The following is a 17422-nucleotide window of genomic DNA, read 5'->3' as shown; positions in this document are numbered from 1 at the left end:
GTGAAAATTAGATTGAATCGGGGCCTTCTATAAAGAAAACCCCGGCTCATGAGCCGGGGTTCTGGGTGCTGGTTTATTCCCACTCGATCGTGCCCGGAGGCTTCGAGGTGATGTCATAGGTGCAGCGGTTGATCCCCTTCACCTCATTGATGATCCGCGTGGCGGTTTCACCGAGGAAGTCGTGGCTGAACGGATAGTAATCCGCCGTCATGCCATCAACAGAGGTCACCGCGCGCAGGGCACAGGCATAGTCATAGGTGCGCCCGTCGCCCATTACGCCGACCGTGCGCACGGGCAGGATCGCAACAAAGGCCTGCCAGATTTCATCATAAAGACCATGTTTGCGGATCTGGTCGATATAGATCGCATCCGCCTCGCGCAGAATCTCCAGCTTCTCGCGGGTGATCTCGCCTGGGCAGCGGATTGCCAGGCCCGGTCCGGGGAAGGGGTGGCGGCCGATAAAGCTTGCAGGCAGGCCAAGTTCGCGGCCCAGGGCGCGGACTTCGTCCTTGAACAGCTCACGCAGCGGTTCCACCAGCTTCAGGCCCATCTTTTCCGGCAGGCCACCGACATTGTGGTGCGACTTGATGGTGACTGACGGGCCGCCCGAGAACGACACCGATTCAATCACATCCGGGTACAGGGTGCCCTGCGCCAGGAATTCGGCGCCTTCAATCGTGTTGGCGTGTTTCTGGAACACGTCGATGAACAGCTTGCCGATGATCTTGCGCTTGGTTTCCGGGTCCGACTGACCGTCCAGCTCGCCCAGGAACAACTCCTGCTCATCCGCGTGGATCAGCTGGATATTGTAGTTGTCACGGAACATCGTGACGACCTCTTCGGCCTCATTTTTGCGCAACAGGCCATGGTCCACAAACACACAAGTCAGCTGATCGCCGATTGCCTCATGAATGAGGATCGCCGCAACAGAGCTGTCGACGCCGCCGGACAGACCACAGATGACCTGCTTGTCGCCGACCTGATCGCGGATCGCCTGGATTGCCTGCTCGCGGTAGGCGCCCATGGTCCAGTCACCGGTGAAGTCGGCGATCTTTACGAAATTTTCGTAGAGTTTGGCACCGTTCGGGGTGTGGTGTACCTCAGGGTGGAATTGCACCGCGTAGAAATTACGGCTGACATCTGCGGTGATCGCGAAGGGTGCATTGGGGGAGGTGCCATAGACCTCAAACCCTGGTGCAATCTCACTGACGTGATCGCCGTGGCTCATCCAGACCTGTTCGCGGTCGCTGTCATCGGCAAACCAGCCATCCAGCAGGGGCAGGCTGCTGACCGTTGGTGTCACATAGGCGCGACCAAATTCGGCGGTGCCATGGCCGGACAGCACCTTGCCACCCAGCTGGTGCATCATCACCTGCTGGCCGTAGCAGATGCCCAGGATCGGCACGCCCAGATCAAAGATCTCCTGTGGCGCACGGGGGCTACCCTCGCGGGTCACGCTGTCGGGTCCGCCGGAGAAAATCACCGCCTTGGGCGCCATCTCGCGCACAAAGTCCATAGTGACATTCTGATAGGGATGGATTTCGCAATAGACATTCAGCTCGCGAAGGCGGCGCGCGATCAGCTGCGTCACCTGGCTGCCAAAGTCGATGATGAGAAGGCTGTCGTGGGATGTCTCTGTCATGCACGCGCCATAGGGCAGTGGCGCAGAATTCGCAAGGGATTTTCGCGCCGCAGAGTGCGTTTGCGCTATCTGCCGCGTGCTGCCACTGCACCGGTGGCAGAGCCAAAATCCCGGCCGTTTTCGCGAGAAACCTGTCGGGAATGTCGCTTTTCAACTTCAATGGCCGTAATCCTGCGGCGGCCTTTTGTCTGAGCGATATAATCACAGTCGCAACGAAATGCCTGTGGTGAGGAAAAACCATGACAGAAGCAGCTCCAGCAGCACCGCGCCGTCGCGCACGTGGAGGCGGTGGTGCCGCCCGTCGCGCAGAACGTACCGGCGTCAAGATCGACACCGCAAAATACATTGAGCGCAATATCCCGAACTTTGAGGTGCTGGGCGAAGAAGCGCTGCAGGCCATCGAAGCCAACGCCGAAACCATCCTCGAAGAGGTGGGCGTCAACTTCGTGAACAACCCCGCCGCGCTGGAACGCTGGCGTGCGGCTGGCGCCACCATCGATGGCGAGCGCGTGCGCATTCCCCGCGGTCTGGCCCGCGAACTGTGCAAAACCGCCCCGTCCGAATTCACCCAGCACGCTCGGAACCCGGAAAAATCCGTGGTTGTCGGTGGCAAGAACATGGTGCTGGCGCCAGTCTACGGCCCGCCGTTTGTGCGCGATGCCAAAGGCGGTCGCCGCTATGCGACGCTGGATGATTTTCAGAAATTCGTGAAGCTGGGCTATATGTCCAAATGGCTGCACCATTCCGGTGGCACCGTTTGTGAGCCGACCGATGTACCGGTGAACAAACGTCATCTCGATATGCTGATGGCGCATATGACGCTGAGCGATAAACCCTTCATGGGATCGGTCACCGAACCTAGCCGGGCGCAGGATTCCATCGAAATGTGCGAAATCCTGTTTGGCAAGGATTTCGTGCGCGACAACACCGTGATGACCTCGCTGATCAACATCAACTCGCCAATGACATTTGACGATGTGATGATGGGCGCGCTGGAAGTCTATGCCGCACATAACCAGGCCTGCATCATCTCGCCCTTTATCGTCGGTGGTGCGATGGCGCCGGTGTCTGTCGCCGGGACGCTGGTTCAGGTTCTGGCCGAAGTTCTGGCCGGTGTCGCCTATAGTCAGCTGATCCGCCCCGGTGCGCCGGTGATCTTTGGTGCCATGGTGACCTCGATCGATATGAATTCCGGTGCGCCCACCTTTGGCACGCCAGAGGCGTCGCATATCACCTATGGCGCTGGCCAGTTGGCGCGACGTCTGGGGCTGCCGTTCCGGTCTTCCGGGTCGTTCTGTGGCTCTAAACTGCCCGACGCACAGGCCGCTTACGAGACCGCAAATTCGCTCAATATGGGTCTGCTGTCGGGCGTAAACTTCCAGCTGCACTCCTGTGGCTGGCTTGAGGGCGGTCTGGTCGCGGATTTTGAGAAATTCGTGATGGATGCCGATCAGCTGGGCGCGCTGCATGGTCTGGCCAAAGGGGTCGCGGTTGACGACGACACACTGGCCATGGGTGCGATCCGCGAAGTTGGTCCGGGTGGCCACTATCTGGGCTGCGAACATACGCAGGCCAACTTCAAAACCGCGTTCTGGAAATCCGACCTCTTGGACTACAAACCGTTCGAGACCTGGGAAGAGGAAGGCGCGCGCGATACGGTTGCTCTGGCCAGCAATCGGGTGGAGACATTGCTGAACGCCTATGAGGCACCGCCGCTGGATCCTGAGATCCTGGGCAAGCTGGAAGCCTATGTCGCCGAGAAGAAAGCCTCCATGCCTGACGCGTTCATGTAACAGCGGCGGTTCTTATCTGAACAGATACCGGTCGGCATAGGCCGGCTGCAGACGGCGGTCCCTTGGGGCCGCCGTTTTGCGTTTTCATCGCGCCTGCCGGTCAGGCAGCTTTCAGATTGGGGCGGCGCAGCCCCTCTGCTTCGCCCATCAGGGCGATCAACACATCGACGTGGCGGGTTAGCGAATATCCGGCATCTCCCGTTTCACGCCTGCGGTTGTGATCGCGCTCCAGATCCAGAAGCCGCATCACGGCTGCTGCGGGCTTTGGCAAGGTGCCGTACCCAAGCACCCGTTTCAGATCACGCCGCCGGCTATAATCGCGGGCGCCGATCCTTGCTGTCCGCACCAACAGCCGAGGGCGGCGCAAAGCGGCCAGATGACCAAAGATATCCTGCATCGTCATGTCCTTTCCAGCTCCGTTGATAGCGCTGTTTAACACAACTGTTGCGGGTGTTGCCGAAGGGGGCGGTTCGGCGAACGGTCTATTCGATATTGATTGATGAAAATTTGAAACCAATGATGTTCTGACTGAGACTATTCAGAAAAATCAGGCCAGTACGGTGAGTGGTGTCTGTGGATAACACGTAGACGGCCCGTGGGAGGATAGTTTCGAATGATCACATGTGGGGTGATAAAATGCAAACTATGGCTGTATCCGGCTTGCCGGAATGGGTGCCTGAGGAGGCGTGCCGATATCTTGAACATACTGAAGCGGGCCGTTCGATCCGCAATCTTGCGAAACAGGCGGGCTGCCACCCGTCTACCGTATTGCGACAGGTTCGACGGGTTGAAACCCGTCGCGATGATCCGCTGGTTGATGGCGCGCTGGCGTCGCTTGCGGCCAGTCACTATGCCGAAGACATGCCCGGCCCCCGGCCGATGTCAGCCCGTGCGCTGGCGTTGGGGACCGTGCCCGCCTGCGCCGAGGCCTTTGAGAGCGAGGCGGTTGAAGTTCTGACCTGTCTTAACCCGCAGGGCGCGGTCCTTGCTGTGGCCGACGGGATGGAGAAGGCGGTGGTCGTGCGGGAGGCGGCAAGCGGTGACAAGAAGGTCGTTGTGGATCGCACCCTTGCAGAAGCACTGGCGCTGCGCGACTGGATCGCCTGTCCGGCGCCGGGGCGGCTCAGCCGCTATCATATCACACCGGAGGGGCGCAGCGCGCTCAGCCAGTTTGTGGCCAGCCGTGAAAACCGCGCCCGGTCGCGGCTGGAAAGCGCCAGCCTGGCGACGCGTAAAACCAACCGCAACCGGCGGCGCCCCCGGCGCGCCCGCTACGGGCTGGGGGAGACGCCGCTGCATATGCTGGCGCGGCTGACAGATCGTGATGGCTCCCCGTTTCTGACCACCGATCTGGTGCGCGCGGGAGAGCGTCTGCGCGAGGATTTCGAACTGGCACAGGTGGCGGAGCATCTGGCGCAGACCTCGGCACAGTTCCGCGAGGGGGACTGCGGTCCCACTACGCCCCGCCGCCGACGGCCGGGACAGGCCGCATCGGCGGCGAAAAAGCGAGCTGCCGCCGCGCTGAATGCGCTCGGCGAGGGGCTGAGTGATATCGTGATGCGCTGTTGTTGCCATCTCGAAGGTCTGGAAGCCGCTGAACGCCAGCTGGGCTGGTCGGCCCGCTCCGGCAAGGTGGTGCTGCGTATCGCTCTGCAGCAGTTGAAACTACACTATGATGCGCAGCAGGCTCAGGATGAGCTGATCGGCTGAAGCCGTTGTATTTGTCACAAAAAAACCCGGCGCCATCGGGCGCCGGGTTGGATTTTTCATCGCTTTGCCTGATACCGGGATCCAGCGGATCGGTCGGTATCTCAGACCCTCTGGATCAGGCGGCCACCTCGGCCTTGGCGGTCTTTAGGTGCTCCAGAACGGTTTCCGGCGAGGACACACCATAAGGGTCTTCGCCATGGTTGTCGCAGAGGCCCGGCTCTTCGAACCATGCTTCGACCACGCCATTGTCGACGATGGCCGCATAGCGCCAGGAACGGTTGCCAAAGCCCAGGTTATCCTTGGCCACCAACATGCCGATACGGCGGGTGAATTCACCGGAGCCATCGGGGATCACGCCGACGTTTTTCAGGTTCTGGGATTCGGCCCATTTGTTCATCACAAAGCTGTCGTTCACCGACATGCAGTAGATCGCATCGATGCCTTCGGCCTGAAAATCGGCAAAGCCTTTTTCAAAACCGGGCAGCTGATAGGTCGAACAGGTGGGGGTGAAGGCGCCGGGCAGGGAGAACAGCACAACGCGCTTGCCGGCAAAATAGTCGGCGGTGGTTTTGTCTTCCCAGCGGAACGGGTTCGGGCCGCCCACGGATTCGTCGCGAACACGGGTGCGGAAGGTCACGTCGGGCAGTTTTACGCCAGCTTTCATCATCGGCTCCTTAAGGATCAATTCGTCGTCGCGCGGTGATTTATAAGAGTTCTAAATCACCTGCAATGGGGTTTTCACGGGCGCAATGCCGCAGCGGTTGATGGGATGTGAATCCGGTCTAGATGGCTGCCAATTCGCGTCGTTTAACGAGAGCGATGCGACGTGTCCGTAGCGACTCGGCAGCAGGGATCCTCGGGCAGCCACCCGGTTGCCCGAAACCGGGTGGCGGGGTTGCAGTATCCGCATTCTGCATCAGATTTTTAATATAAACAGTGTATTAGGGGGTAATGTTGCCCGGAGGGAGGATGTGGGCAGGGCGGAGAACTGGTCGTGCCAAGCGATTGCAACTATGTTACGAAGACCAAAAGACCACTGCCGCAAGGGAACATCGACGTGCGAGATCTGAAAATCCCCGAGCAACGCCACCCGGAAAAGGCGCATCGTCCTGACAATGCTCAGCCGAAGAAGCCAAGCTGGATCCGGGTCAAGGCGCCAGGGGGCAAGGGCTACGCGGAAACGCATAAGATCATGCGAGAGCATAAGCTGGTCACCGTCTGCGAAGAGGCGGGTTGCCCCAATGTTGGCGAATGCTGGAGCCAGGGCCACGCCACCATGATGATCATGGGTGAGGTTTGCACGCGGGCCTGTTCCTTCTGCAACATTGCCACCGGCAAACCGCCAGAGGCGCTTGATGTGTTTGAACCGGGCCGGGTCGCAGATGCGGTGCAAAAGCTTGGGCTGAACCACGTCGTTATTACCTCTGTGGATCGTGATGACATCGAAGATGGCGGCGCCGAGCATTTTGCCCAGACAATCCGCGCGGTGCGTCATCGCTCGCCCAAAACCACGATTGAAATCCTCACACCTGATTTTCTGAAATGCGATCCGTCGGTGCTGGAAAAAGTGGTCGAAGCGCGCCCGGATGTGTTCAACCACAATCTGGAAACGGTGCCCGGTCTCTACCCGGAAGTTCGCGCAGGTGCGCGCTATTTCCATTCGCTGCGGCTGCTGCAGCGGGTCAAGGAACTGGATCCGTCCATGTTTACCAAATCCGGCATCATGGTCGGCCTGGGTGAGGACGCGCAGGCTGTAAAGCAGGTGATGGACGATATGCGCGCCGCGGATATCGACTTCCTGACCATCGGTCAGTATCTCCAGCCGACGCCGAAACACCATGCGGTCGACCGGTTCGTGACGCCGGAAGAATTTGAAAGCTATGAGAAAGCCGCCTATGGCAAAGGCTTCCTGATGGTTTCGGCAACGCCGCTGACGCGGTCGTCTTACCACGCGGGCGATGATTTCGCCCAGCTGCGCGCCGCACGCAACAAAAAGCTCGGCCTGGCATGACGCCGGACCGTCTGGCGCAGCTGACAGAGCTGCGCCATGCGTTGCACCAGATCCCGGAAATATCGGGGGCCGAGGGAAAGACTGCGGCGTTGATCGCCGACTTTCTGCGTGGCCATGATCCCGACCAGCTGCTGACCGGTCTGGGTGGCCATGGCGTTGCGGCGGTTTATAACGGTGCGGCAGATGGGCCGACCGTGATGATCCGCTGTGAGCTGGACGGGCTGCCGATTGAAGAGCTTTCTGATCAGCCCTATCGCTCGACACACCCGGGGCGCGGCCATCTCTGTGGTCATGATGGGCACATGACCATCGTGGCTGCACTGGCGCAGGATCTGATCGCAAGGCGACCGGCACGGGGCCGTGTTGTGTTGTTGTTCCAACCGGCGGAGGAGACCGGGCAGGGGGCGCGCGCTGTGATCGCCGACCCTGCGTTTCCGCAAATTGCTCCTGAGTATGCCTTTGCCCTGCACAATCTTCCGGGGCTGCCGGTCGGGGCTGTGGCCTTATGTGCTGAGGCGGCCAATTGTGCGTCCCGCGGGATGCGCATCCGGCTGATGGGCAAGACCTCCCATGCGGCGGCACCGCAGGACGGAATTTCACCGGCAGGTGCCATGGCGCAGCTGCTCCCGGCCCTGGCGGCACTTGCCGGAGGTCAGGATCTGGGGCCGGATTACGCGCTGGTCACGATCACCCATGCGCGCCTTGGCGAGGCGACATTTGGTATCGCGCCCGGTGAGGGCGAAGTCTGGGCCACGCTGCGCACAGTCAGTGATGCGCGAATGGAGGCGTTGATCGCTGAGGCCACAGATCTGACAGGTCGGATCTGCGCGGACAGTGGGGTGGGCTGCGACATCAATTTCGACGATGTATTCGACGCCTGCACCAATGACGCCGAGGCCGTGACCATCCTTCAGGCGGCCTGCGACGCCGCCGGGCATCCGGTTGAAATCCGCGATCTGCCGCAGCGTTGGTCCGAGGATTTCGGTCAGTTTGGGAAGACGGCACGGGCTGCGATGATCTGGCTCGGCTCAGGCGAAATGCAGCCGCAACTTCATAATCCTGACTATGATTTTCCCGATGACGCGATCCCGGTTGGCGTGTCCATTTTTACTGCCGTCCTTGATGATCTGCTGAGATAAGTTAGATTTCACAGCCTCTTATGTGGCATGTTGATGTCGGAAAACGGCGATCAATCGATCAGCGCATCCACCAGAGCAACGGCGCCCACAATCGCCAGCGTGTCCCGCACCACTTCGTAAATTCGGTCATCCTTGCGGATATAGCGGTGACCCGGAGCAGGCGGCGCCAGCCCCCAACGGGCATGATCGTCGATATAGTCCCAGTCACCGCGCAGCTGTTGAAAGCCTTGGTGGCGCGGTTTGTGCTGTTTTTTGATCTGACCGGGGGCATGCTGCGCTGCGCTGTTCTTGTGGCCGGGCGCCCATTTCGGGGGCGCGGCGATCCCTGCGACAGGGGTAAGGGCAAGCGAGGCCGCAGCGATATAGGCCAGTCTCATTGTCGATCTCCTTTTTGGTCTCAACGCTTGGGTGAGCCTTGGAGGGGATCGGGGTATTTGGCAAACGGGCTGTGCAGAAAGACGCTGACGCAACAGCGGGCCATCGGCGGGCTGGTGCCGGTTTGGGGGAATCTTCAGTGTGCAGGGCGCAGTTGTTTGCGCCCCACGCCGGATTGCTCGGCGGATAATAGCGACCGGGAGAAGCCGGGCGCAGGTTCAGCCGTCTTCTGTGAAGCGGACTTTGCCGATGAAGGGCAGATTGCGGTTGCGCTGCGCGTAGTCGATTCCGTAGCCGACGACAAATTCATCCGGGATCTCAAAGCCGATCCAATCAGAGCGGAAATCGACCTCACGACGGGAGGGTTTGTCGAGCAACGCGATAGATTTCAGCCGGGCTGGCTGGCGGCTGCGCAACAGATGCGTCACGTGGTTCAGTGTATGGCCGGTGTCGACGATATCTTCAACAACCAGCACATCACGGCCTTCAATTGCGCCGCGCAAGTCCTTGAGAATACGGACTTCTCGGCTGCTTTCCATGGCGTCTCCGTAAGAGGACGCCTCAAGAAAATCGACCTCGATCGGCAGATCCAGTTCCCGCACCAAGTCGGCGATGAAGACAAAGCTGCCACGGAGCAGCCCCACCACCACCAGTTTGTCGGTGCCTTCAAATTCTGTCTGGATCTCGGCGCAAAGCTCTTCGATCCGCGCCGCAATGGCTTTGGCTGAGATCATCACATCGATGACATATGGCCGCTGTGTCATGGGTGCCCCCTTGAATTTCCCGCGCGTTCATATGACATGACGCGGGACGATCATAGCAGGAAATGCGCCTCTTATGCCTACCCATTCAGAAACCCGGCCAATGCCTTACACGGCTCAGCAGATGTATGATCTGGTGGCTGATGTCGGGGATTATCCCAAGTTTCTGCCCTGGTGTTCCGCTGCCCGCATCCGCAGCCGCACGCCCTTGGGGGAGGCTGAGGTGATGGAGGCGGATCTGGTGATCTCCTTCAAAGTGTTCCGCGAGCGTTTTGGCAGCCGGGTGACATTGTTCCCAAACGACAAGAAAATCGACACGGAATATCTGGACGGGCCGTTCCGCTACATGAAATCCAACTGGGCGTTCGCTGATCGCGTGGACGGTGGTTGCGATGTGTCGTTCTTTGTTGATTTTGAGTTCAAGAATGCCGTGCTGCAGGGGATCATCGGCGTGGTGTTCAATGAGGCGATGCAGCGGATCGTGCGCGCCTTTGAACGTCGCGCGGCGGAGCTTTATGGATGATCAGCAACGGCAGCTAAGCTGTTGAATAAAAACGGGCCCGCGATGCAGGCCCGTTTATCTTTGTGCTGCTGGTTGATTGATGTCAGCTGGTCATGTCGTAGGCGCGTTCACCGTGAACCGTGATATCAAGCCCGTTGGTCTCGGTCTCCAGATCCACACGCAGCGGTGTGATCGCGGCGGTGACTTTGACCAGAACAATGGTCACAACAACGGTGAAGACCCCAACCACAGCCAGACCGCCAAGCTGTGCGAACCAGCTGCCCGCGCCGAAGATCGCGATCATGATGGTGCCGAAGATGCCGCCGACACCATGCACGGCAAAGACATCAAGCGTGTCGTCGATCTTCAGCAGGTTTCTGACGACGTTCACGGCTTCCTGACAGAGGATACCCGCGACAGCACCGATCACCAGCGCCTCGACCGGGCCGACAAAGCCGGAGGCAGGCGTGATGGAGGCAAGGCCCGCGATGGTGCCGGTGACGAGGCCTACCATGGACGCCTTACCGTATTTGATCTTCTCCCACAGCGCCCAGGTCAGCGAGGCGGTGGCGGCGGAGATATGGGTGACAGTCAGCGCCATCGCCGCGCCACCGTCTGCGGCCAGCTGCGAGCCACCGTTGAAGCCGAACCACCCAACCCAGAGCATGGCAGCGCCGATGAAGACATAGCCGGGGTTATGCGGCGGTGTGGTGCGGTTTTTGCGCGGGCCAAGGAACACCGCGATGATCAGCGCCGCCAGGCCTGCGGTTTCATGCACCACGATGCCACCGGCAAAGTCGCGCACGCCGACTTCGCCAAAGATGCCGCCATCGGCCAGCATGCCGCCGCCCCAGATCCAATGCACGACGGGCGCGTAGCACAGGAGCATCCAGAGGCCGGAAAACACCAGCACAAAGCCAAAGCCCACGCGCTCGACATAGGCGCCCACGATTAGGGCAGGCGTGATGATGGCGAAGGTCATCTGGAAGGCAAAAAACAGAACCTCGGGCAGGGTGCCAGAGAGGCTGTCTGCGGTGACGCCGGACAGGAACATCTTGTCCAGACCGCCCCATAGGCCGGAGGTGCCGCTTCCGAAGGCGATGGAATAGCCGAAGGCCAGCCACAGAACGCTCATCAAACAGGCGATGGCGTAGCATTGCATAAACACGCTGAGCACATTTCGGGCGCGGACAAGACCGCCATAAAACAGGGCAAGCCCCGGCAATGTCATGAAGAGGACAAGGGCCGTGGCCACAATAATCCAAGCTGTATCGGCTGCGTTCATCCGCCGTTCCTTCCGCGTGTCAGGCTGTTTCTTGATCTGAGGCCTGACAAAGCGGAACTGGGGCGTTGAAAAAAGCGGCAGGTTTCAAATTTGCGCCAGAAAAGCGGGCTTTTGTTAAAATGCTGAAAAATTGAGCGGTCCTGCGCGCGCGATGCTCAATTCGCGCCCGTTCTATGAAATAGCGGCAGATGGGCTGTGGTTTGCGTCAGCCTTGCGGATTTGCCGTAAGGGATTGCCAGATCAGCGACAGCGCGTGGTCGCATGTCGCTGCGCGCACCTGTTCGCGGCCAAGCGGGCCAAAATCAACTGTCTCGACATGGATTGGCAGCTTTTTCTGTGCCAGGGCAAAGCACACCCGCCCCTCGGGCTTATGCTCAGAGCCGCCGGGGCCTGCGATGCCGGTGACCGCGATGCTCAGGGTGACGTCAGCGCGGGTCAGCGCCCCTTCGGCCATCTCGACAGCAACCTCCTCGCTGACGGCGCCGACAGTGGCAAGGGTGCTCTCGCGCACGCCGAGCATGTCTTGCTTAGCGCGGTTGGAGTAGGTGACATAGCCCCGGTCAACCACTGAAGAGGATCCAGGAACATCCGTGAGGGCGGCTGCGATCATGCCTGCGGTGCAGCTCTCGGCGGTGGCAATGGTGACCCCCTTCGCACGGGCCTTGTGGATGAGAGCAGCGACATCCATGATCACATTCCCAACACGCCATGTGAGAAGCCAGCAAGGGCGGCCACGCCGATCGCCGCGAGGATACCAGCGATGATGTCATCCATCATCACGCCAGTTGCGCCCTTTTGGCGGTCGGCCCAGCCGACAGGGCCGGGTTTCCAGATGTCAAACAGCCGAAACAGCACGAAGGCCGCGATCCAGCCCGGCCAGAGTGCGGTGATGGCAATGTCATGCGCCCATGCAGGATAAGAGATTGCCCAGAGCGCGATGAACTGGCCTGCGACCTCATCCAGTACAAATTCGGAGGGATCCATGTTTTCGCGGTTGCGGGTCATTGCCTCCGCAGCCCAGACACCGACGACCATGCAAATGACGGTCGCAAGCGCCAGCAGAAGAAACCCGCCCAACTGGTGCAGGACAAACGCCATGGGAAGGGCTGCCAGTGATCCCCAGGTGCCGGGGGCGGGTCGCAGATAGCCAACGCCGCCCACGGTGCCGATCAGGAAAGCAAGACGCGATTTTTTCATGATTTCACCACGCAGGCTGTGGCGATGGCGGCGATGCCTTCGCCCCGCCCGGTAAAGCCGAGCCGTTCGGAGGTCGTCGCCTTGATCGAGACACGGGAGATGTCGATAGAGAGGATCTGAGCCACAGCGGCGCGCATGGCGGGCGCATGGGGGGTGATCTTCGGGAATTCACAGACCAGCGTACAATCCACATTGGAGATCTGATAGCCCTTGGAGCGGGTCAGATCGGCGGCGTGGCGCAGGAAGATATCGCTGGCGGCACCTTTCCATTGGGGATCCGAGGGCGGGAAGTGGCGGCCAATGTCGCCTTCCGCCAGCGCGCCGTATAGGGCATCGGTGATGGCGTGCAGCCCGACGTCTGCATCAGAATGCCCCTGAAGGCCGCGATCATGGGCTACGGGCACACCGCAGAGCACGACCTCATCCCCCGGTCCGAACCGGTGAACATCATAGCCATTGCCAAGCCTTACATCCATGTCGCCCCCTAATATGCGCGCGGCCCGGTCGAAATCTTCCGGACGGGTGATTTTCATATTGTCTGGGTCGCCCGGAATGATGGCAACGTCAATCCCTGCCGCGCGGGCGACCTCCACATCATCGGCGGCGTCACCCCCCTCTGCTGCAAGTTGGTGATGAGCGGCGCGGATTTGCGGCAGGTGAAAGCCTTGCGGGGTCTGCGCTGCAAACAGGCCACTGCGATCTTCGGTGCCGGTGACATAGCCATCCCGCCCGCGCCAGAGCGCATCCGTCACGGCCAGCGCCGGGGCGGCGGCCAAATGGGTGTCGAGCGCGGCCATCATCTCCCCGATCACGCGGGCAGAGACACAAGGCCGGGCGGCGTCATGGATCAGTACCCGGTCGAGACCATGTTCAGCCAAGAGATCAAGACCGTTTGCCACCGATTGCGCCCGTGTGGATCCGCCGGTGGTCAGAAAGATTCCATCACGGGAGGAGAACTCCTGCCAGTGGTCGTGATCTTCGGCAGAGAGGACCAGCGCGATCCGGTCCACGCCTGCGCCAAGGAACGCGTCCAGCGTCCAGTCTATCACCCGACGTCCCGCCAGCGGGCGCCATTGCTTTGCCAGACCTCCGCCAGCGCGCAGACCCTTGCCTGCGGCGACAATCAGGGCGGCGGTTTGGTGTTTCGGGGCGTGGGTCACCTCGGGTGTGCCTGCGGTGGCGGCTGCAGGCACGGATGGGAAGGGATCAGACGGCATAGGGCGCCTCTTTGTTGGGTCGCAATTGTTTAGGAGGTGATGCAAGGGGAGGCAATGGCAGGAGGTCACCCTGGGTAATATGCCTAAAAATTAGGCATATGCCAAAAGATGCAGCCTTTCCGCCTGGGGTTTCATTGTCGCATAGAGGCTGCTTCGGTTAGAAACGCTTCATATGCACAAGGATTAGGCAGTTGTCCTTCACTCTCGGTTCCACTTCTCTGACCCCTCCCATCGCTCTGGCGCCGATGGCTGGAATCACGGATCGCCCCTTTCGTGATCTGGTGCGCAGCTTTGGTGCCGGTCTCATGGTGAGCGAGATGGTCGCCAGTCAGGAAATGGTACAGGCCAAACCCGGCGTGCGTGAACGGGCCGAACTGAGTGCGGATGTCGAGAATACGGCAGTGCAGATTGCCGGGCGCGATGCCTATTGGATGGCAGAGGCCGCACGACAGGTGGAGAGCCGCGGTGCCAAGGTCATTGATATCAATATGGGCTGCCCCGCCAAGAAGGTGACCAATGGCTATTCAGGCTCGGCCCTGCTGAAGACGCCGGATCATGCGCTGTCTCTGATTGAGGCGGTGGTGGCCGCAGTGTCGGTGCCGGTCACGTTGAAAACGCGGCTTGGCTGGGACGACAATAGCCTGAATGCCGCCGATGTGGCCCGCCGCGCGCAGGACGCAGGCGTGCAGATGGTGACCATTCACGGGCGCACCCGATGTCAGTTCTACAAAGGGTCTGCCGATTGGAAGGCGATTGCAGCGGTCAAGGGCGCGCTGAACGTGCCATTATTGGCCAATGGCGATATCGTGGATACGGCGACCGCTCGAACTGCGCTGGCACAGTCCGGCGCCGATGGGGTGATGATCGGGCGCGGCGTGCAGGGCAAACCCTGGCTGCTGGCTGAGGTGGCCCATGACATCTGGGGCAGCGCTGCGCCCGAGGTGCCGACCGGGTCGGATCTGGTTCAGATGGTCAGTGCTCACTATGAGGCGATGATTGCGTTCTACGGTACCGATCTGGGTCTGCGGGTCGCGCGCAAGCATCTGGGCTGGTATATGGATGAGGCCGCGACGCCCGCGCCCCTGCGGCGCGAGGTGCTGACTGCTAAGGCGCCCAGAACGGTGCTGCAGCTGCTGCCTGATGCGCTGATCGGTGGCGCTGGGCCGGATCGCGGTCCCGACCTCGCGGCAGGGCAGGCGGCATGACACAGGATATGGCTGGATCAGGGGCTACGCAGAATTGGAACGGTGCCGATAGCGCGCTTTGGGCCTCGCTGCCTGTGCCGGCCTTTGTGATTGATCCGGAGGCCCGGATCGAAGATGTGAATTCTGCCGGTGAAGGGTTTCTCAATACCTCGCGCAAGGCACTGCTGGGCAAGGCGATCTGGCAACATGTGATCATTGCTCCCGCCATCGACGAGGCGGTGGCGCGCGCCCGCGACAATGGTACGCCTTTGTTTGTCAATGACATCGACGTTGGGGCGCCCGGGCGGGCGCCGCTGCAATGCAATGTACAGGTAGCACGGGTGCAGGGTGTTGAGGGGCGGATGCTGATCCTGCTCTCCCCGCGCGAGCTGGCCGGACGCCTGACGCAGAACCATTCCGCCAAATCTGCCGCGCAATCCGCAATCGGTATGGCAGAAATGCTGGCCCATGAGATCAAGAACCCGCTGGCGGGCATCACCGGTGCTGCGCAGCTGTTGTCGATGGGGCTGTCAGGCGATGATCTGGAATTGACCGATCTGATCGTCAGCGAAAGCCGACGCATCGTGAAACTGCTGGAGCAGGTGGAACAATTCGGAAACCTCTCAACCCCGGCCTTTCAGGAGGTCAATATCCACGATGTATTGGATCGGGCGCGCCGCTCCGCCCTGTTGGGGTTCGGCGCTCATATGACCATCATTGAGGATTACGATCCCTCACTGCCCATGGCCTGGGGGGATGGGGACCAGCTTTTGCAGGTGGTGTTGAACCTGCTGAAGAACGCAGCAGAGGCTGCGGATCCGGGGGGCGGCACCATACGGATCCGTACGTTCTACGAGCACTCCTTCCGACTGCGCCGCAGTGATGGATCCGGTAAGCTGTTGCCGCTGCAAATCGAGATTTCGGACGATGGCCCCGGACTGCCTGAGGCAATTCGCGATGATATCTTTGATCCCTTTGTCTCTGGTCGGGAGAATGGCACCGGATTGGGGCTGGCACTGGTCAGCAAGATCATTGCCGATCACCAGGGCTGGATCTCAGTCAATTCCGAACCCGGCCAGACGGTTTTTCGACTGTCACTGTCGCGTGTGCCCACCGCACCGCGTCCCGTACCCATCCCAAACGCCCCACGGCAGGAGTAGCACATCATGGACGGCACTGTTCTGGTCGCAGATGACGATCGCACAATCCGCACGGTTTTGACCCAGGCCTTGACGCGCGCTGGCTGCAAGGTCCATGCGACCTCCTCTCTGACGACGCTGATGCGCTGGGTGGGCGAGGGGAAGGGCGATGTCGTGATCTCCGATGTGATGATGCCGGATGGCAACGGGCTGGAGATGCTGCCCAAGATCGCGGACGACCGGCCGGGGTTGCCGGTGATTGTGATTTCGGCGCAGAACACCATTATGACCGCGATTAAGGCGGCGGAGGCGGAAGCCTATGATTACCTGCCCAAACCGTTTGATCTGCCGGAGCTGATGAAGCGCACCGCCAAGGCGCTGACCGAAAGGCGGAGCGGGCCGGGGGCGCTGCGCGCTGCTACGCAGGCTGGTGGCCCGGCGGGAGGGGCGGAGACCGCAGGCGAGAGCCATGAGGATCTGCCGCTGGTCGGGCGCACCGAGGTGATGCAAACGCTCTACCGGCTGATCGCGCGGGTGATGAACACCGATATACCCCTGTTGATCACGGGTGAAAGCGGCACAGGAAAATCACTGATTGCCCGGTCGATGCATGATCTGTCGGACCGCCGCACCCTGCCGTTTGTCCGGGCGGAGGCGGCGGATCTGGCGTCACTTGAAGGTCCGGCGCAGTTGCTGGCTGAGGTTCGTGGAGGGACGCTTCTGCTGGATGAGCTGGCGGATCTGTCGGAGGAAGCCCAGGCCCGTGTCGTGCGGATGATGGATGCACCGGGGGATCATCAGCCCCGGTTCATCGCCACCAGTCAGCAGGATCTCACTGCAGCGATGGAGGCTGGTGGTTTGCGACAGGACCTCTACTACCGGATCAGCGGCACCGAGCTGCCGGTGCCTGCGCTGCGTGCCCGCGTTGATGATATCTCCCTGCTGTGCGCGCATTTCCTCACTCGGGCCGAGAACGAGGGCGCGCCGCACCGTCGGCTGAGCGAGGCGGCGCGGGAGCCGCTGCGGCAGTTCCCGTGGCCGGGCAATGTCCGCCAGCTGGAAAACGTGGTGCGCCGTTTGGCGCTGACTGCGCGCAGCGAAGAGATCAGCCTCGACGAAGTCAACGCCGCGCTGGGCGCGCAATCGGGCGGTGAGCCGATGGCAGCGACAGGCAGTACACTCAGCAGTGAGAAACTGTCGGAATCAGTGGCGCGACATTTGCAGCGCTATTTCGATCTGCACGGCGATATGCTGCCGCCTCCAGGTCTATATGCCCGTCTGATGCGCGAGGTTGAGACCCCGTTGATTGAAATATCGCTCGCAATGACGGGCGGAAATCAGGCAAAATGTGCGGATTTACTTGGCATTAACCGCAATACGCTGCGCAAGAAGATCACAGATCTTGATATTGAGGTGACACGCCGCCGCAAACTGATGTAATATCGCCACAGAACCGTGGCAGATCGG

The 17422-nt window shown here is 60.7% G+C and carries 17 protein-coding genes; 8 read left to right on the top strand and 9 right to left on the bottom strand.

The annotated features are described in order from the left end of the window. Positions 1 to 73: 73 nt before the first annotated feature. Positions 74 to 1642, bottom strand: coding sequence for a glutamine-hydrolyzing GMP synthase (guaA, locus tag INHI_RS0108495; RefSeq protein WP_027247370.1), 1569 nt, complete (start codon positions 1640 to 1642; stop codon positions 74 to 76). A 239-nt stretch (positions 1643 to 1881) separates the two neighbouring features. Between guaA and INHI_RS0108490 the strand changes: the two genes are divergently transcribed. Further along, positions 1882 to 3435, top strand: coding sequence for a trimethylamine methyltransferase family protein (locus INHI_RS0108490; RefSeq protein ID WP_014874579.1), 1554 nt, complete (start codon positions 1882 to 1884; stop codon positions 3433 to 3435). Positions 3436 to 3535: 100 nt separating this feature from the next. Here the strand turns inward: INHI_RS0108490 and INHI_RS0108485 are convergent, their stop codons facing one another. After that, positions 3536 to 3832: a DUF6477 family protein gene (locus tag INHI_RS0108485; protein ID WP_027247369.1), complete on the bottom strand. Its 297-nt coding sequence runs from the start codon at positions 3830 to 3832 to the stop codon at positions 3536 to 3538. 239 nt (positions 3833 to 4071) lie between these two features. On the opposite strand from INHI_RS0108485, the gene INHI_RS0108480 reads away from it, so the two are divergent. After that, entirely contained in the window at positions 4072 to 5145 is a 1074-nt protein-coding gene (locus INHI_RS0108480; protein ID WP_014874580.1) for a DUF6456 domain-containing protein, read from the top strand. Positions 5146 to 5260: 115 nt separating this feature from the next. Here the strand turns inward: INHI_RS0108480 and INHI_RS0108475 are convergent, their stop codons facing one another. Beyond that, complete coding sequence (locus INHI_RS0108475) at positions 5261 to 5809, bottom strand: peroxiredoxin (protein WP_014874581.1); 549 nt, start codon at positions 5807 to 5809, stop codon at positions 5261 to 5263. 393 nt (positions 5810 to 6202) lie between these two features. Here INHI_RS0108475 and lipA point away from each other — a divergent pair, with 393 nt between their 5' ends. After that, complete coding sequence (gene lipA / locus INHI_RS0108470) at positions 6203 to 7156, top strand: lipoyl synthase (protein ID WP_014874582.1); 954 nt, start codon at positions 6203 to 6205, stop codon at positions 7154 to 7156. Then, the gene (locus tag INHI_RS0108465) at positions 7153 to 8295 is read left to right on the top strand and encodes an amidohydrolase (RefSeq protein WP_027247368.1); all 1143 of its coding nucleotides are present in this window, start codon (positions 7153 to 7155) and stop codon (positions 8293 to 8295) included. Before lipA ends, INHI_RS0108465 begins: the two co-directional genes overlap by 4 nt. A gap of 50 nt (positions 8296 to 8345) precedes the next feature. On the opposite strand, the gene INHI_RS0108460 is transcribed toward INHI_RS0108465, so the two are convergent. Then, positions 8346 to 8672 carry a hypothetical protein gene (locus INHI_RS0108460; protein ID WP_027247367.1) on the bottom strand — a complete coding sequence of 109 codons (327 nt, stop codon included), beginning with the start codon at positions 8670 to 8672 and terminating at the stop codon, positions 8346 to 8348. Positions 8673 to 8888: 216 nt separating this feature from the next. Then, positions 8889 to 9434 (bottom strand): hypoxanthine phosphoribosyltransferase, encoded by a 546-nt coding sequence (gene hpt, locus INHI_RS0108455; RefSeq protein WP_014874585.1) that lies wholly within the window; start codon positions 9432 to 9434, stop codon positions 8889 to 8891. 73 nt (positions 9435 to 9507) lie between these two features. Between hpt and INHI_RS0108450 the strand changes: the two genes are divergently transcribed. Beyond that, complete coding sequence (locus tag INHI_RS0108450; protein WP_027247366.1) at positions 9508 to 9954, top strand: type II toxin-antitoxin system RatA family toxin; 447 nt, start codon at positions 9508 to 9510, stop codon at positions 9952 to 9954. 82 nt (positions 9955 to 10036) lie between these two features. Here the strand turns inward: INHI_RS0108450 and INHI_RS0108445 are convergent, their stop codons facing one another. The 4 genes from INHI_RS0108445 to INHI_RS0108430 form a co-directional block, all read right to left on the bottom strand. Next, entirely contained in the window at positions 10037 to 11218 is a 1182-nt protein-coding gene (locus INHI_RS0108445) for an ammonium transporter (RefSeq protein ID WP_027247365.1), read from the bottom strand. 205 nt (positions 11219 to 11423) lie between these two features. After that, positions 11424 to 11906 carry a CinA family protein gene (locus tag INHI_RS0108440; protein WP_027247364.1) on the bottom strand — a complete coding sequence of 161 codons (483 nt, stop codon included), beginning with the start codon at positions 11904 to 11906 and terminating at the stop codon, positions 11424 to 11426. 2 nt (positions 11907 to 11908) lie between these two features. After that, positions 11909 to 12415 (bottom strand): phosphatidylglycerophosphatase A family protein, encoded by a 507-nt coding sequence (locus INHI_RS0108435; RefSeq protein ID WP_014879937.1) that lies wholly within the window; start codon positions 12413 to 12415, stop codon positions 11909 to 11911. Then, complete coding sequence (locus INHI_RS0108430) at positions 12412 to 13632, bottom strand: bifunctional 2-C-methyl-D-erythritol 4-phosphate cytidylyltransferase/2-C-methyl-D-erythritol 2,4-cyclodiphosphate synthase (protein ID WP_014879938.1); 1221 nt, start codon at positions 13630 to 13632, stop codon at positions 12412 to 12414. Before INHI_RS0108430 ends, INHI_RS0108435 begins: the two co-directional genes overlap by 4 nt. 191 nt (positions 13633 to 13823) lie before the next feature. Between INHI_RS0108430 and dusB the strand changes: the two genes are divergently transcribed. The 3 genes from dusB to INHI_RS0108415 are packed head-to-tail and all read left to right on the top strand — an operon-like array spanning position 13824 to position 17395. After that, on the top strand, positions 13824 to 14837 hold the full coding sequence (dusB, locus tag INHI_RS0108425) for a tRNA dihydrouridine synthase DusB (RefSeq protein ID WP_027247362.1): 1014 nt from the start codon (positions 13824 to 13826) through the stop codon (positions 14835 to 14837). Beyond that, positions 14834 to 15976: a two-component system sensor histidine kinase NtrB gene (locus INHI_RS0108420; RefSeq protein ID WP_027247361.1), complete on the top strand. Its 1143-nt coding sequence runs from the start codon at positions 14834 to 14836 to the stop codon at positions 15974 to 15976. The genes dusB and INHI_RS0108420 overlap by 4 nt, the downstream gene beginning before the upstream one ends. A 6-nt stretch (positions 15977 to 15982) precedes the next feature. Further along, positions 15983 to 17395 (top strand): response regulator, encoded by a 1413-nt coding sequence (locus INHI_RS0108415; RefSeq protein ID WP_014879941.1) that lies wholly within the window; start codon positions 15983 to 15985, stop codon positions 17393 to 17395. Positions 17396 to 17422: the final 27 nt, after the last annotated feature.

Source organism: Phaeobacter inhibens DSM 16374, from assembly GCF_000473105.1.
GTDB lineage: Bacteria > Pseudomonadota > Alphaproteobacteria > Rhodobacterales > Rhodobacteraceae > Phaeobacter > Phaeobacter inhibens.
Note: the sequence above shows the minus strand (reverse complement) of the source record. Positions and strands in the feature narration are given on the sequence as shown.